The sequence below is a fragment of the Micromonospora sp. S4605 genome (assembly GCF_003176715.1).
GTDB classification, from domain to species: domain Bacteria; phylum Actinomycetota; class Actinomycetes; order Mycobacteriales; family Micromonosporaceae; genus Micromonospora; species Micromonospora echinaurantiaca.
The window spans coordinates 1-14,155 of sequence record NZ_QGSW01000056.1 but is presented as its reverse complement, the minus strand read 5'-3'; the positions used below and the strand labels follow the sequence as shown (position 1 = coordinate 14,155).

The window sequence follows — 14,155 nt, the reverse complement described above, 5'->3', positions numbered from 1 at the left end:
GGAGTTCGGGGCCGCCGTCGAGCAGCGGGGCGAGCAGGTCGCCGGACTTCTCCACCCGCTGGAGCACCTCGCCGGCCGTGTAGGGGCGGGTGGCGGGCCGCTTGCCCGCCGCGCCGGCCGCGACCTCGTCCCAGGTCAGCGGGGTCGACGCCGACGGCACCGCCTGGGCCCGCAGCGAGTACGGCGCGACGGTCGTCTTCGCCGCGTTGTTCTGGCTCCAGTCGATGAAGACCTTCCCCGGCCGCAGGTTCTTCGCCATCTTCGACACGATCAGCTTCGGGTGCGCCCGCTCCAACTCCTGGGCGATCCGCTTGGCGTAACCGGAGACGAAGTCGGAATCCTGCGTGCCGGCGATCGGGCAGCACAGCTGCATGCCCTTCTTCCCCGACGTCTTCGGGTAGGCCTCGATCCCGTCGTCGGCGAGCCGGTCACGCATCAGCAGCGCCACCTGGCAGCACTGCTTCAACGCGGCCGGCGCGCCCGGGTCCAGGTCGACGACCATCATGTCCGGGTGCTCGCCGATCTTCCACTGCGGCGTGTGCAGTTCCAGCGCGGCCAGGTTGGCCAGCCAGACCAGGGTGGGCAGGTCGTCGGCGACCACGTAGTCGATGGTCTCCCGGCCCTTGGTCGACCCGGGCGCGGGCAGCGTCTCCACCCGTACCCAGTCGGGGGTCGAGGCCGGCTTGTTCTTCTCGAAGAACGACTTGTCGTCCACCCCGTTGGGAAAGCGGATCCGGGTCAGCGCCCGATCGGTCAGGTGCGGCAGGAGCACCGGGGCGATCCGGGTGTAGTAGTCGATCACCTCGCCCTTGGTGAACCCGGCCGCAGGATAGAGCACCTTGTCCAGGTTGGACAGCTCCAGCGAGCGGCCCTCGACGTCCACCCGGAGCCGGTCAGCCGGCATCGTCGACCTCCTCGGCGGGCTTGTCCGGTCGCAGCCGGAGCACCCGGGGGAACCGCAGTCGCCCGTCCGGGGTGCGCTGGCCGTACTTCACCTCCACCACGACCGTGGGTGTTACCCAGATCGCCACCCGGGCATCCTCGCGCGGCACGTCGCCGGCGAACGGCGACGCGCCGGCGCGCAGCGGCTCCAGTTCGCGCAGCAGTTCCCGCTCCAGGGCGGCGCCGATGCCGCCGCCGACCCGGCCCCGGTAGGTGAGCCGGCCGTCCGGGCGGGGCACCCCGACCAGCAGCCCGCCGATCTTGCGGGCGCCCGGCCGCCAGCCGCCGACCACGAAGTCCCCGGTGACCTCCAGCTTGACCTTGACCCAGTCGGGCGAGCGCACCCCCGGCCGGTAGGCCGACTCGATCCGCTTGGCCATCACCCCCTCCAGGCCGTGCTCGCCGGCGGCCTCGTAGGTGGCCGGGCCGTCGAGGAAGAGCGGCGACACCGCCCACCGGGTGCCGCCCAGCATCAGGCCGTCCAGCGCCTCCCGGCGGCGGGCGTACGGCCAACCGGTCAGGTCCTCGCCGTCGAGCCGGAGCAGGTCGAAGATCATGTACGTCACCGGCATCACCGCCGCCAGCCGGGCGGCCTTGTTCCGGTCCCGGACGTGCATCCGCTCGGCGAGCGCGGTGAACGAGGGCTGGCCGGTCTCGCCGAGCAGCACCACCTCGCCGTCGAGCAGCGCGTCGTCCACCTGGGTACGCAGGGTGGCCAGCTCCGGGTACGCGACGGTGATCTCCACGCCCGAGCGGGCGTACAGGTGCTGGCGCCCGCCGGAGATGTCGGCGAGGGCGCGCACCCCGTCCCACTTGAACTCGTACGCCCAGCCGTCACCCGCCGGGAGCTGCCCGGTCATCGCGAGCATCGGCTTCAACGGCGCGCCGGGCACCTCATGACTGTAGTTGCCGGCGGAAGCGCTCGCGCCCGCTTCGATCATTTGCGATCCTGGGCTGTACCGGGGAGAGGAGCACGGGATGCGAGCCATCTGGAAGGGTGCCGTCTCGTTCGGGCTGGTCTCGATCGCGGTGAAGCTCTACTCGGCCACCGAGGAGAAGGACATCCGGTTCCACCAGGTGCACCGGGACGACGGCGGCCGGATCCGCTACAAGCGCACCTGCCAGGTCTGCGGCGAAGAGGTCAGCTACGACGACATCGCCAAGGGCTACGACATCGGCGGCGGCGAGATGGTGATCCTCACCGACGAGGACTTCGCCGAGCTGCCGCTGAGCACCTCGCACGCGATCGACGTGCTGGAGTTCGTGCCGGCCGAGCAGGTCGACCCGATCCTCTACAACAAGGCGTACTTCCTGGAGCCGGACGGCGCGGCCACCAAGCCGTACGTGCTGCTGCGCGACGCGCTGACCGACTCCGAGCGGGTGGCCATCGTCAAGGTGGCGCTGCGCCAGCGGGAACAGCTCGCCACGCTGCGGGTCCGCGAGGGCGTGCTGCTGCTCAACACGATGCTCTGGCCGGACGAGATCCGTAAGCCCGACTTCGGCTTCCTGGACGAGGACCTCAAGGTCCGGCCGCCGGAGCTGGCGATGGCCAGTTCGCTGATCGACTCGATGGCCGGGGACTTCCAGCCGGACGAGTTCACCGACGACTACCGGGCGGCGTTGCAGGAGGTCATCGACGCCAAGGTGGAGGGCCGCGAGGTGGTCCAGCCGGAGGAGGTCGAGGAGGCCCCGGCGGCGGCGGTGGACCTGATGGCCGCGCTCAAGGCGTCCGTGGAGCGGGCCAAGGCGGCCCGGGGCGAGGCGCCGGCCCGGGGCGGCGGCGCCGAGCCGACCCCGATCTCGGCGGCCCGCTCGGCGAAGAAGGCGGCCGAGAAGAAGGCCGCCAAGGCGCCGGCCAAGAAGGCGGCCGAGAAGAAGGCGGCCCCCAAGAAGGCGGAGAAGAAGGCCGCGCCGAAGAAGGCCGCCGCGGCGGAGAAGAAGACCGGGGCCAAGAAGGCCGCCCCGAAGAAGGCCGCCCGCAAGACCGCCTGACCCCGGTCCGCCCGGGTCAGCCCCGGCCGAGCTTCTGCGTCGGGGTGATCCGGACGATCACCCGCTCCTCACCGGGCCGCCGGAACGGGTAGCGGTCCTGCGAGGCCCTTCACCCACAGGGTGCGGAAGTCGTTCGCCTTGTCCGCCACCGAGACCGCGACCTCCGGGTTGCGCCGGATGTTCTCGTACTTGACCCGGCCCTTGGCCGTGTTGAACAGGATGTGCTCGCCGTCGGTGTCCACCCAGACCGGGGTCACGTGCGGCGAGCCGTCGGCCTCGACGGTGGCGACGTGGGCCAGCTGCGGCTCGGCGAGCAGGGCAAGGTCTTCATCGGTGAGGATCGCCATGGTCGGAATCTACCGGCGCGACCGCCCGACCGCCGGGCCACCCGGCCACCCGGCATCCGACGTTGCCTTGACGTCGGCGACAAGGTCTAGCGTGGGCCGCGACGCCACCGGCGAGGGAGGTCGGATGCTGATCGGCGAGTTGGCTGAGCGCGCCGGCACGAGCACGCGCGCGCTGCGCTACTACGAGACGCACGGGCTGGTCCGGCCGGGCCGCTCGGCGAACGGCTACCGGGTCTACGACGAGGTCGAGCTGGCCGTCGTACGGGAGATCCGGTCGCTGCTCGCGGTGGGCTTCGGCCTCGACGACATCCGGCCGTTCGTCGCCTGCCTGCGGGCCGGCAACAGCTCCGGCCACGTCTGCCCCGACTCGGTGGCGGTGCTGCGCCGCAAGCTGGCCGAGGTCGACGCCGGCATCGACCGGCTGCAAACGGTCCGGCAGGAGCTGCGGGACCAGCTCGCCCACGCCATCGCCCAACGGGAGGAAACATGCCTGAGGTTGCGCAGGGCGGCTCGCTGACCACGGTCACCGACGCCACCTTCGACTCCGCCGTACTCGCCGCCGACCGGCCGGTGGTGGTCGACTTCTGGGCCGACTGGTGCCCGCCGTGCCGGGCCATCTCCCGCAGCCTGGCGGAACTGGCCGACGAGTTCGCCGGCCGGCTGGACATCACCACGATCAACTCGGACGAGAACCCGGAGACCACCCGCCGGTACGGGGTGATGTCGCTGCCCACGCTGCTGGTGTTCGACCGGGGTGAGCTGGTCGGTTCGATCGTCGGGGCGCGGCCGAAGAACCACCTGCGGGCGGCGCTGGGCCGGCACGTCGGCGACGCCTGACCGGGGTGTCGGCCGGGCCGGTTACGCTCCGCCGGCCGACACCGCCCCCGGAAGGACCGTCATGCCGTACGCCCCCGACCTGCACCGGCTGCTGACCCCCGGCGCCCGCTACGCCGACGAGCACGGCACGTACGTCATCGAGGCGCACCCGGTCGACGACGTCGTGCTCCCCACCGGTCAGGTGGTCGGCTGCGACCCGCTGGTCTGCCCGGAGGCCGAACCGTTCACCGTCACCGTGCCGCCCGGCCGCTACCCGGCGCGGGCCTGGGTGGCGGTGGTGCTGCGCGACGGCGCCGAGGCGGACCGGCGGGTGGCCGCGCTGGAGCTGGTGGTGCACGACGAGCCGGCCGTCCGGTGGGAGCTGGCGCTGGTCGGCGACCAGGACGCGGCGACCCTCGACGACGACGGCTACTTCGGCTTCGGGGTGGACGCCGGCACGGCCACGCTGGCCGACCCGACCGCGCTGGAGGTGCTGTCGGGGTGGGACTACGACCAGGTCGAGGACGTGTTCATCCCGGCCGAGCTGCCCGATGCCCCGGTGCCCGGGTTGATCACCGCGGTGCTGGACGAGGCGTCCGGCGCCAACGTGGTGACGGTCTCCTCGGGCTGGGGTGACGGCTGCTACGGCACCTGGATCGGGCGCACCGCGGCCGACCGGATCACCTCGTTCGTGATCGACTTCATGGTGGTCCCCGACCCGGACTGACCCAGGTCGCCGCCAGCCGCACCGCGGCGGTTCGTGCCCGCCCGGCACCGGCGTCCGTTCGGGCCGGTCGGATGCGGCACGGTGGGCGTCCGGGCGGGTACCGTGTGCGTCGGCTTTCCCCCCGGCAGCGATGCCGGCCACCACCTCGCAGCAGGGAGTCGACGAGTGAGCGAGCGCACGCAGAACCGGTCGAAGTCGGAGCGGCGGCTGGCCGCCCAGTTGGCGGCGCAGAAGGCGGCCGAGGCGAAGCGCCGCCGGCAGGCGTGGCTCGGCGGTCTCGCCGGTATCGCCGTGGTGGCGGTGCTGATCACGGTCTTCGTCGTCGTCAACCGGGGTGACTCCGGCGAGAAGGCCGGCGGCGACGCGTCCGCCTCCGCCTCCGCGCTGGACCCGGCGCTGAAGACCAAGCCGACGGTCGGACCGGGTCAGGGCGAGTTGACCAAGCTCACCGTGACCCCGCTGATCAAGGGCACCGGCCCGGCCGTGCAGGCGGGCCAGACCATCAGCACCAACTACGTCGGGGTGTTCTACAAGGACGGCAAGGAGTTCGACTCGTCCTGGGAGGGCGGCCAGCCGGTCAGCTTCCCGATCGGCGTCGGGCAGGTCATCAAGGGCTGGGACCAGGGCCTGGTCGGGGTCACCGTGGGCAGCCGGGTGCAGCTGGACATCCCGGCCGACCTGGCGTACGGCAACGACTCCTCCGGCGGCCGCCCGGCCGGCCCGCTGCGGTTCGTCGTGGACGTGCTCTCCGCCCAGTGACCCGACCGGTACGCCCGGCTTGTCACCACAGATCGATGCAGTTGCCCACACAGGGCTTCCGAGCCGTCACCCGCCGGCAGTAGGTTCAGCGTCACCCCGGGCGGCCGCGCCGTCCCGGGGTGACGACGGACCGAACGTGGAGGGGCCCGTGACGGACGACCCAGGGCGGACCGCCCGGCTGATGTGGACACACTTCGAGCCGGTGCACGCGGTCACCTACTTCCACCCGCGAGCCCGCGCCGCGTACGAGGCGGTCGGGTTGCGCGGCTACTGGCGGGGCTACTTCGCCGGCCGGGCCGCCCCGCTGGGCCCCACCGACGCCGCCCCGGTCGTCGCCGCGTTCTTCAGCTTCGCCCCGCACATGGTGGCCCGGGCGCTGCCCGCCGTCTGGCGGCTGGCCACCCCGGCGGAGGCGCTGCGCGCCCGGCTCACCGGCGCGGTGCAGGCGCTCGCCGAGCTGACCTACGAGCTGCCCGAGTCGCACCTGGCCGAGGCCGCCGACCTGCTGGAGGCGGCGGCCGGCACGCTGGAGCCCGCCGGCCGGGTGCTCGGCGCGGCCAACGCCGCCCTGCCCGCTGGCGAATACCCGCTGGCCCGGCTCTGGCAGGCCGCCACCACGCTGCGCGAGCACCGCGGTGACGGGCACGTGGCGGCGCTGGTCGCCGCCGACCTCGACCCGGTCGAGACGCTGGCCTTCCGGGTGACTGTCGACCTGTCCCCGCAGCACCTGACCGGTCGCGGCTGGTCGGAGGAGCAGTGGGCGGCGGCCCGGGGCCGGCTGGTCGAGCGCGGCTGGCTCACCCCCGACGGCGAGCCGACCGAGCGCGGCCGGGCCGGGTTCCAGGCCGTCGAGGACGCCACCGACGCCGCCGCGTCACGCCCCTGGCGCCTGCTCGGCCCGGACCGCACCGACCGGCTGCGCGAGCTGCTCGACCCGATCGCCCGCGCCGGGCACACGGTGATCCCGCCGGACAGCCCGATCGGCCTCCCCGCGCTACCGGCCTGACCGGCCGGTCGACCGATGTCCCTGCCGGGCTCGACCCGGCTGGCCCCGACCGTTCCCCGCGCTGGCGGCCCGACCGGCCACCCGGCCGTTCCCCCACGATGATCCGGCCGCTGGTGCCGCCGGCCGCCGCCGTCACCCTGCCCGGGCCAGGTCGGCCAGCCGGCGCGGATCGGTGACCACGACGCCCCGCCGGCCCGCCCGCACCGCCCCGGCCAGGGCCAGCCGGCGCAGCGCCCGGTTGACCGTCACCCGGCTCAGCCCGAGCACCCGCGCCAGCTCCTCCTGAGAACCGCGCCAGCCGGCGTCGCCGGTCGCCAACAGGAACGCGGCCACCCGTACCGGGGCGGGCTGGGTGGTGGTCGTGGCCAGCCGATCCCGACCGGCGAGCGCGTCCCGGGCCAGGTGGCGCAGGACGTGGGCGCGGACGCCCTCCTCCCGGTCGAGCAGCAGCCGGAAGTCGGCCCGGGGCAGCAGCCGCGCGGTGCCGGCCTCGACGGCCAGCAGGTCGGTCGCCGGGACGGTGTCGACCAGCAGCGCGGGCTTGTCCACGATCGCCGGGCCGGTCCACCGGGCCGGCCACACCTCGCCGCCGGCCGCGGTGACGTGCCGGCTGACCACGGTGCCGGTCAGCAACAGCAGGAACGGGGACGGCTCACCGGCCCGGCGCAGCACCGTACCGGCCGGGAAGCGGACCGGCCGGCTGGACCGGACGAGCTGCCGCAGGGTCGCCGGGTCGGCGTGCCGCAGCGCCGGGATGTCGGAGATCGCCGTCATGTATCCCTTGATACAGCGGCCCGCGCCGGGCTGCCCCTATCGTGCCCCACATGTGGATCGTCGAACTCGCCTTCACCGACGCGCCGGAGCGGTTCGCCGCCCGTCCGGCGCACCGGCAGTTGTTGACCGCCCTGCACGCCGAGGGGATCGTCCGGATGTCCGGCCCGCTGGCCGACGACTCCGGCGCGGTGCTCGTCTTCGACGTGCCCGACCGGCCGGCGCTGGACCGGCTGCTCGCCCAGGACCCGTACTACTCGACGCCCGGGGTGCGGGTGGTCGGGGCGCGGGAGTGGGCGCCGTTCCTCACCTGAGCCGGCCGGTCGGGCAGGATGGGCTCGTGGTGGATGCGGTGGTCTTCGACCTGGACGGCGTGATCGTGGATTCCGAGCCGGTCTGGGAGGAGGTCCGGCGGGGGTACGTGTCGGCGCACGGCGGGACGTGGCAGGCCGACACCCAGCGCCGGCTGATGGGGATGAGCACCGGCGAGTGGTCCCGCTACCTCAGCGCCGAGCTGGGCGTCGGGCGCAGCCCCGAGCAGGTCGCCACCGAGGTGGTGGAGGAGATGACCCGGCGGTACGCGGCCCGCGTACCGGTCATCGACGACGCCCCGGGGGTGGTGCGCCGGCTGGCCGCGCGGTGGCCGCTCGGCCTGGCCAGCTCGTCACCGACCCGGCTGATCGCGGCGGCGCTGGCCGCCACCGGCCTGACCGAGGCGTTCCGGGCGACCCTGTCGACCGAGGAGACCGAGCGGGGCAAGCCGGCGCCCGACGTCTACCTGGCCGTGGCGCGGCGGCTCGGCGTCGACCCGGCCCGCTGCGTCGCGGTGGAGGACTCCTCGAACGGGGTGCGCTCGGCGGCCGCCGCCGGGATGGCCGTGGTGGCGATCCCGCACGGCGCGTACCCGCTGGACGACGACGCCGCCGAGCTGGCCGCCGTGGTGCTGGGTTCGGTCGACGAGTTGACCACCGAGACCGTCGACCGGCTCTGCTGACCGGTCTTTCCCCCGCACGGTCCGGTTGTACGGTTTGCGGGGCGGCCGGCATGAGCGCGGGTCGGTCGGGTACCGCAGCCGACGGCGCGCCGAGCCGGGCCGCCGGGCGGTCGGAGTGAGGGGACGGCGATGAAGGCGATCGTGTACGAGCGCACCGGCGACGTCTCGGTGCTGCAACTGGTGGACCGGCCGGTGCCGGAGCCGGGGCCGGGCGAGGTGCTGGTGCGGGTGGCCGTCTCCGGGGTGAACCCGACGGACTGGAAGGCCCGCCGGCAGTGGCCGCTGCCGGCCGGCTGGCAGACCCCCGGGCAGGACGGCGCCGGGGTGGTCGAGGCGGTCGGCGAGGGGGTCGACCAGGAGCTGATCGGCGAGCGGGTCTGGCTCTGGGAGGCCGCCTGGCAGCGGCCGTGGGGCACCGCCGCCGAGTACACGGTGGTGCCGGTCCGGCAGGCGGTACGCCTCGGCGACGCCTCCTTCGACCTGGGCGCCTGCCTGGGCATCCCGTTCCTCACCGCGCACCGCTGCCTGACCGCCGGCGAGTACATGCCGGACCGGCTGCACGCCGGCGCGCTCAGCGACCACACAGTGCTGGTGCAGGGCGGGGCGGGCGCGGTCGGCAACGCGGCCATCCAGCTCGCCCGCTGGGCCGACGCCTGCGTCATCGCCACCGTCAGCAGCGCCGAGAAGGCGCAGCTCGCGGCGGCGGCCGGCGCCTCCTTCGTGGTCAACTACAAGGAGCAGGACGTGGTGAAAGAGGTCCGCAAGATCGCGCCCGACGGGGTGCACACCATCGTCGAGGTCTCCGCCGCGCGCAACGCCGCCACCGACGTCCAGCTGCTGCGCGCGGGCAGCGCGGTCTGCGTGTACGCCGACGACGGCGGTGACGAGGTGACCCTGCCGATCCGGACGTTGATGGTGCCGAACGCGCGCTGGCAGTTCGTGCTCGTCTACACCGAGCCGAAGGCGGCCAAGGCGCAGGCCGTCCGGGACGTCGCCGCGGCGGCCGCCCAGGGCGGGATCCGGGTCGGCGAGGAGGCCGGCCTGCCGCTGCACCACCACCCGCTCTCGGCCACCCAGGCGGCCCACCGGGCGGTGGAGAACTCGGTGGTCGGGAAGGTGCTGATCACCACCAGCGAGTGACTGCTGGTCACTCGGCGGCGCTGCCGGCGCGGGCCTGGGCGGCGGCAACGCGGACCAGCTCGGTGAGCACCTCGACGTCGACGTCGGCGAGGCGCTTGACGTAGAGGCAGCCCTTGCCGACGGTGTGCCGGCCGAGCCGGGCCAGCAGCTCCGGCTTGCCCGGGAACTCCTCGGGCAGGTAGAGCGTGGTGGCCGCCTTGCGCGGCGAGAAGCCGACCAGGAACCAGTCCAGCTCGCGCCCGGTGGCGTAGCGCAGCCGCCGCTGGCCGAACCCGACGATGCTGTCGCCCCACATCGTCGGCGGCTCGCCGGTGACCGCCCGCATGAGGTCCCGCACCGCCGTCGCGTCGGCGCGGCGGGCCTCGTCGGGCACGGCAGCCAGGAAGTCGTCGACGCTGGCGGCGGTCGGGGCGGTCTTGAGGGTGGCCATCGGACGCCTCCTGGGCTGCGGTCGACCGGTGGACCCGATCCGCCCGGAGCGTACGGGGGCACCCCGACAGATCCGTCGGCAAGCCCCCTGAGCTGCGGGAATCCGAACCTATTTCGTCGTTCCGCAGGACAGAGGCGAACAAGTTTCGCAAGAATGACGGTGCGGGTCGCCCCGCATGGAACGGGCGGCCCCGGCGCGGTGCGAACGCCGGGGCCGCCCCTGGGGAGGGATGTCTCTCAGGAGTGTGTCCCTACCCAGTAGGCGACGGTGCCCGAAAAAACGTTACGGCGTTGCCAGTTCCCGGACATCGAGCCCACCCTCGGCGTAACGGGACCGGACCACCTTCTTGTCGAACTTGCCGACGCTGGTCTTCGGCACCGCGTCGACGAAGGCCCAGCGCTCCGGCAACTGCCAGCGGGCCACCGACCGGCCGAGGAAGTCACGCAGCTCCTCGACGGTGACACTGGCCCCCTCGCGGACCACCACGGTGGCCAGCGGACGCTCGTCCCAGCGCTGGTCCGGCACGCCCACCACGCAGGCCTCCAGCACCGCCGGATGGGCCATCAGCGCGTTCTCCAGCTCGACCGAGGAGATCCACTCACCGCCGGACTTGATGACGTCCTTGGCCCGGTCGGTCAGGGTGATGTAGCCGTCGGCGGAGAGCGTGCCGACGTCGCCGGTACGCAACCAGCCGTCCCGGAACTTCTCCTCGTCCGGGGCGTCGTCGCCGACGTACCGGGCGGTCACCCACGGCCCGCGGACCTCCAGCTCCCCCACGGACGTGCCGTCGGCGGGCAGCGGCTCGCCCAGCGGGCCGACGATCCGCGCCTGCACGCCGGCCGGCACCCGGCCCTGGGTGTAGCGGTAGCGCCAGGCGTCGTCGCCGGTCGCCCCGGCGGGTGGCCGGGAGACCGAGCCGAGCGGGGACATCTCGGTCATCCCCCAGGCGTGGATGACCTCGATGCCGTGCCGGTCGGCGAACGCGTGCATCAACGCCGGCGGGCAGGCCGAGCCGCCCACGATGACCTCCTTGAGCGAGGAGGTGTCCACGTCGTGACTGTCCAGGTAGGCCAGCAGGTCGGTCCAGATGGTCGGCACCGCGCCGGCCAGGGTGGGCCGCTCGGCGGCGATCATCTCGGCGATCGGCGCGGCCTGGAGGAACCGGTCCGGCATGATCAGCGACGCGCCGGAGAGGAACGCCGCGTACGGCAGCCCCCAGGACATCGCGTGGAACATCGGCACGATGGCCAGTTCCCGGTCGGTCGGGCCGAGCCCGAAGCCCTCCGGCATGCAGACCTGGAGCGAGTGCAGGTAGATCGAGCGGTGCGAGTAGGCCACGCCCTTCGGGTTGCCGGTGGTGCCGGAGGTGTAGCAGAGCGCCGCGGCGTCCCGCTCGTCGACCTCGGGCCAGTCGTACGTCTCAGGCCGGCCGGCCAGCAGCTCGTCCCAGTGGTGGACGGTGATCCGGTCGCCCGCCGCGGCGAGCAGCGGGGCCGGGTCGCCGCCGCCGACCACCACCACGTGCCGCACCGTACGCAGCTCGCCGATCACCCGGGCCAGCAGCGGGATCAGCGTGGTGTCGACCAGCACCACCCGGTCCTCGGCATGGTTGGCGATGTAGGCGACCTGGTCCGGGAAGAGCCGGATGTTGAGGGTGTGCAGCACCGCGCCCATGCTCGGCACCGCGAAGTAGGCGACCAGGTGCTCGTTGTTGTTCCACATGAACGTGCCGACCCGCTCGTCGCCGGTCACGCCGCACTCGTCGCGCAGCGCGTGCGCGAGCCGGGCGGCGGTCCGGCCGACCTCGGCGTACGTCATCCGGCGGGGTTCGGCGCCGGTCCAGGTGACCACCTCGGCCGTGCCGTGCACGGTGGAGCCGTGGTCGAGGATCCGGGAGACCTGGAGGGGGGCGTCCATCATCGTGCTACGCATGGGTAGCAAACTAGTGTCGCCGGTCACACGTTGGGAACCCTGGAAAACCCGTCCGCCCTCGACCGGCCCCGTAAATTGTCCGGGTGAGCATCTCCTGGGCTGATTCGTACGTCGGGCAGCTCCGCGCCCTGGCCGGCGACCGGACGCTGATGTTCGTCGGCGCCCGCGCGGTGGTGCGCGACAACGCCGGACGGGTGCTGCTGATCCGCCGCTCGGACAACGGCCAGTGGGCGATGCCGGCCGGCGCGATGGAGCTGGGCGAGTCGATCGCCGACTGCGCGGTCCGCGAGGTGCGGGAGGAGACCGGGCTGCGGGCGCTGCGGGTCAGCGCGTTCGCCCTCTACACCGGCCCGGACCGCACCCACACCAACATGTACGGCCACACCTACCAGATCTTCACCACGGCGTTCCGCGTGGAGGAGTGGGACGGCCAGCTCGCCCGGGTGACCGACGAGACGATCGACGCCGGCTTCTTCCGCCGCGACCAGCTCCCGGCCCCGCTCTCGGCCAGCGTCAACGAGACCCTCGCCGACCTCGACGTCTTCGAACAGACCAACCGCCTGATCCTGAAGTGACCGGCGCGGCGTGAGGGCGCCACCGGCCCACCCGGGTCGGGTCAGAGCAGGGTCTGGCTCTTCGCCTCCATCTCGGCGGCAGCCTCCTCCTTGGACTCCCTGGTCAGCGGCTTGCCGCCGGGGGCGGGCGCCTCGCCGCCCAGCCCGTCCGTGCCGCCGGTGGCACCCTCCGGGCCGGCGCCGCGCAGCCGGTCGTCCGGCAGCGCCAGGGTGACCAGCACGGCCAGGATGGCGATCACCCCGGCGGTCAGGAAGACCCGGTCCAGCGACTCGACGAAGGCCGTCTGCACCGCGGCTCGTACCGGCGCGGGCAGCGCCATGATGGTGGCCGGGTCGTTCACCGAGATGTCCGCGCCGCCGCTCGCCGCGACCGCTGCCTGCTCCGGCGGCGGCAGCTGGGCGATCGCCGCGGGCAGCCGGTCGGCCAGCCCGGAGGTGAGCCGGGCGGAGAGCACCGCGCCGAGGATGGCCACCCCGAACGCGCCGCCCAGCGACCGGAAGAAGGTCGCCGCCGAGGTGCCGGCGCCCAGGTCCCGCATCGAGACGGCGTTCTGCACGGCGAGGATCAGCGACTGCATGCAGAGGCCGAGGCCGACGCCGATCACCACCATGAAGCCGAAGGCCAGCCAGAGCGAGGTGCCCACGTGCAGCTGGGTGAAGAGCAGCATGCCGACCAGCAGCACGGCCGAGCCGACCACCGGGAACCACTTGTAGCGGCCGATCCGGCTCATCGCCCGCCCGGTGAGCACGGAGGTGACGATGATGCCGGCCATCATCGGCAGCATCAGCAGACCGCTGCGGGTGGGCGAGGCGCCCTTGACGATCTGCAGGTAGAGCGGGATGAAGATGATCGACCCGAACATCACCAGGCCGAGCACGAAGCCGGCGCTGTTGGCCAGCGCGAAGGTCCGGCTGCGGAACAGCCGCAGCGGCAGGATCGGCTCGGCGACCCGAGCCTCCTGGAGCACGAAGAGCACACCGAGCACCGCGCCCGCCACGAAGAGCCCGATGATCACCCCTGAGTCCCAGGCGAACTCGTTGCCGCCCCAGCTCAACGCGAGCAGCAGGCAGCTCACCCCGGCGACCAGCAGCCCCGCGCCCAGCCAGTCGATGGCGTGCTCGCGGCGGGTGAACGGGACCAGCCGCATCACCCGGGAGCAGACCAGGATGGCCAGGATCGCCAGCGGCACGTTGATGTAGAAGATCCACCGCCAGTCGGTCTCCGCGAAGTAGCCGCCGACCAGCGGGCCGGCCACCGAGGAGATGCCGAAGACCGCGCCGAACAAGCCCTGGTAGCGGCCCCGCTCGCGGGGCGGCACCACGTCCGAGATGATGGTGAACGCCAGCGTCATCAGGCCGCCGGCGCCGAGGCCCTGGATGCCGCGGGTGACGATCAGCTGGGTCATGTCCTGCGACAACCCGGCGAGCAGCGAGCCGACCAGGAACGTGCCGATCGAGAAGAGGAAGACCGGCCGGCGGCCGAACAGGTCGGCCATCTTCCCGTACAGCGGGGTCGACGCGGTCGACGCGAGCAGGTAGGCGGTCACCACCCACGAGTAGTGGTTGATCCCGCCCAGCTCACCGACGATGGTCGGCAGCGCGGTGCCGACGATGGTCTGGTCGAGCGCGGCCAGCAGCATGCCGGTCATCAGGCCGAGCATCAGCAGGCGGATCTGGCGACTGTTCAGCGCGGGTGGGGCGTGCTCCTCCGTCGTCATCCCCGC

17 protein-coding genes are annotated in these 14,155 nt (G+C 73.2%); 10 read left to right on the top strand and 7 right to left on the bottom strand.

Features of this window, described 5'->3' with window-relative positions:
• Both ligD (DLJ47_RS02870) and ligD (DLJ47_RS02865) read right to left on the bottom strand, forming a co-directional pair.
• Positions 1-904: non-homologous end-joining DNA ligase (gene ligD, locus DLJ47_RS02870; RefSeq protein ID WP_109898554.1), on the bottom strand; the 904-nt coding region annotated here is incomplete at its 3' end.
• Complete coding sequence (gene ligD / locus DLJ47_RS02865; RefSeq protein WP_109898557.1) at positions 894-1,835, bottom strand: non-homologous end-joining DNA ligase; 942 nt, start codon at positions 1,833-1,835, stop codon at positions 894-896. The genes ligD (DLJ47_RS02870) and ligD (DLJ47_RS02865), both read right to left, overlap by 11 nt.
• An 85-nt stretch (positions 1,836-1,920) precedes the next feature.
• On the opposite strand from ligD (DLJ47_RS02865), the gene ku reads away from it, so the two are divergent.
• Positions 1,921-2,934, top strand: a complete 1,014-nt coding sequence (ku, locus tag DLJ47_RS02860; RefSeq protein ID WP_109898553.1) for a non-homologous end joining protein Ku — start codon at positions 1,921-1,923, stop codon at positions 2,932-2,934.
• 68 nt (positions 2,935-3,002) lie between these two features.
• On the opposite strand, the gene DLJ47_RS02855 is transcribed toward ku, so the two are convergent.
• Complete coding sequence (locus DLJ47_RS02855) at positions 3,003-3,281, bottom strand: TIGR03618 family F420-dependent PPOX class oxidoreductase (protein WP_233257624.1); 279 nt, start codon at positions 3,279-3,281, stop codon at positions 3,003-3,005.
• A gap of 124 nt (positions 3,282-3,405) precedes the next feature.
• On the opposite strand from DLJ47_RS02855, the gene DLJ47_RS02850 reads away from it, so the two are divergent.
• The 5 genes from DLJ47_RS02850 (at position 3,406) to DLJ47_RS02830 (ending at position 6,589) form a co-directional block, all read left to right on the top strand.
• Positions 3,406-3,798, top strand: coding sequence for a MerR family transcriptional regulator (locus DLJ47_RS02850; RefSeq protein ID WP_109898556.1), 393 nt, complete (start codon positions 3,406-3,408; stop codon positions 3,796-3,798).
• Positions 3,768-4,118: a thioredoxin gene (gene trxA, locus DLJ47_RS02845; protein ID WP_109898552.1), complete on the top strand. Its 351-nt coding sequence runs from the start codon at positions 3,768-3,770 to the stop codon at positions 4,116-4,118. Before DLJ47_RS02850 ends, trxA begins: the two co-directional genes overlap by 31 nt.
• A gap of 61 nt (positions 4,119-4,179) precedes the next feature.
• Positions 4,180-4,824 carry a DUF4241 domain-containing protein gene (locus tag DLJ47_RS02840; RefSeq protein WP_109898551.1) on the top strand — a complete coding sequence of 215 codons (645 nt, stop codon included), beginning with the start codon at positions 4,180-4,182 and terminating at the stop codon, positions 4,822-4,824.
• 165 nt (positions 4,825-4,989) lie between these two features.
• Positions 4,990-5,583 carry an FKBP-type peptidyl-prolyl cis-trans isomerase gene (locus DLJ47_RS02835; RefSeq protein ID WP_109898550.1) on the top strand — a complete coding sequence of 198 codons (594 nt, stop codon included), beginning with the start codon at positions 4,990-4,992 and terminating at the stop codon, positions 5,581-5,583.
• A gap of 148 nt (positions 5,584-5,731) precedes the next feature.
• Positions 5,732-6,589 carry an SCO6745 family protein gene (locus DLJ47_RS02830; RefSeq protein WP_109898549.1) on the top strand — a complete coding sequence of 286 codons (858 nt, stop codon included), beginning with the start codon at positions 5,732-5,734 and terminating at the stop codon, positions 6,587-6,589.
• A 132-nt stretch (positions 6,590-6,721) separates the two neighbouring features.
• On the opposite strand, the gene DLJ47_RS02825 is transcribed toward DLJ47_RS02830, so the two are convergent.
• Positions 6,722-7,363 carry a Crp/Fnr family transcriptional regulator gene (locus DLJ47_RS02825; RefSeq protein WP_109898548.1) on the bottom strand — a complete coding sequence of 214 codons (642 nt, stop codon included), beginning with the start codon at positions 7,361-7,363 and terminating at the stop codon, positions 6,722-6,724.
• Positions 7,364-7,413: 50 nt separating this feature from the next.
• On the opposite strand from DLJ47_RS02825, the gene DLJ47_RS02820 reads away from it, so the two are divergent.
• The 3 genes from DLJ47_RS02820 (at position 7,414) to DLJ47_RS02810 (ending at position 9,494) form a co-directional block, all read left to right on the top strand.
• A complete protein-coding gene (locus DLJ47_RS02820; RefSeq protein WP_109898547.1) occupies positions 7,414-7,674 on the top strand; it encodes a YciI family protein in 261 nt (86 codons plus the stop codon).
• A 26-nt stretch (positions 7,675-7,700) separates the two neighbouring features.
• Positions 7,701-8,354: an HAD family hydrolase gene (locus DLJ47_RS02815; protein ID WP_109898555.1), complete on the top strand. Its 654-nt coding sequence runs from the start codon at positions 7,701-7,703 to the stop codon at positions 8,352-8,354.
• Positions 8,355-8,483: 129 nt separating this feature from the next.
• Positions 8,484-9,494 carry an NADPH:quinone reductase gene (locus DLJ47_RS02810; protein ID WP_109898546.1) on the top strand — a complete coding sequence of 337 codons (1,011 nt, stop codon included), beginning with the start codon at positions 8,484-8,486 and terminating at the stop codon, positions 9,492-9,494.
• A 7-nt stretch (positions 9,495-9,501) separates the two neighbouring features.
• On the opposite strand, the gene DLJ47_RS02805 is transcribed toward DLJ47_RS02810, so the two are convergent.
• Both DLJ47_RS02805 and DLJ47_RS02800 read right to left on the bottom strand, forming a co-directional pair.
• The gene (locus tag DLJ47_RS02805; RefSeq protein WP_109898545.1) at positions 9,502-9,924 is read right to left on the bottom strand and encodes a DUF1801 domain-containing protein; all 423 of its coding nucleotides are present in this window, start codon (positions 9,922-9,924) and stop codon (positions 9,502-9,504) included.
• 282 nt (positions 9,925-10,206) lie between these two features.
• On the bottom strand, positions 10,207-11,856 hold the full coding sequence (locus DLJ47_RS02800; protein WP_109898544.1) for a fatty acid--CoA ligase: 1,650 nt from the start codon (positions 11,854-11,856) through the stop codon (positions 10,207-10,209).
• Positions 11,857-11,939: 83 nt separating this feature from the next.
• Between DLJ47_RS02800 and DLJ47_RS02795 the strand changes: the two genes are divergently transcribed.
• A complete protein-coding gene (locus DLJ47_RS02795) occupies positions 11,940-12,431 on the top strand; it encodes an NUDIX domain-containing protein (RefSeq protein ID WP_109898543.1) in 492 nt (163 codons plus the stop codon).
• Positions 12,432-12,472: 41 nt separating this feature from the next.
• On the opposite strand, the gene DLJ47_RS02790 is transcribed toward DLJ47_RS02795, so the two are convergent.
• Positions 12,473-14,149 (bottom strand): MDR family MFS transporter, encoded by a 1,677-nt coding sequence (locus DLJ47_RS02790; protein ID WP_109898542.1) that lies wholly within the window; start codon positions 14,147-14,149, stop codon positions 12,473-12,475.
• Positions 14,150-14,155 lie beyond the last annotated feature (6 nt).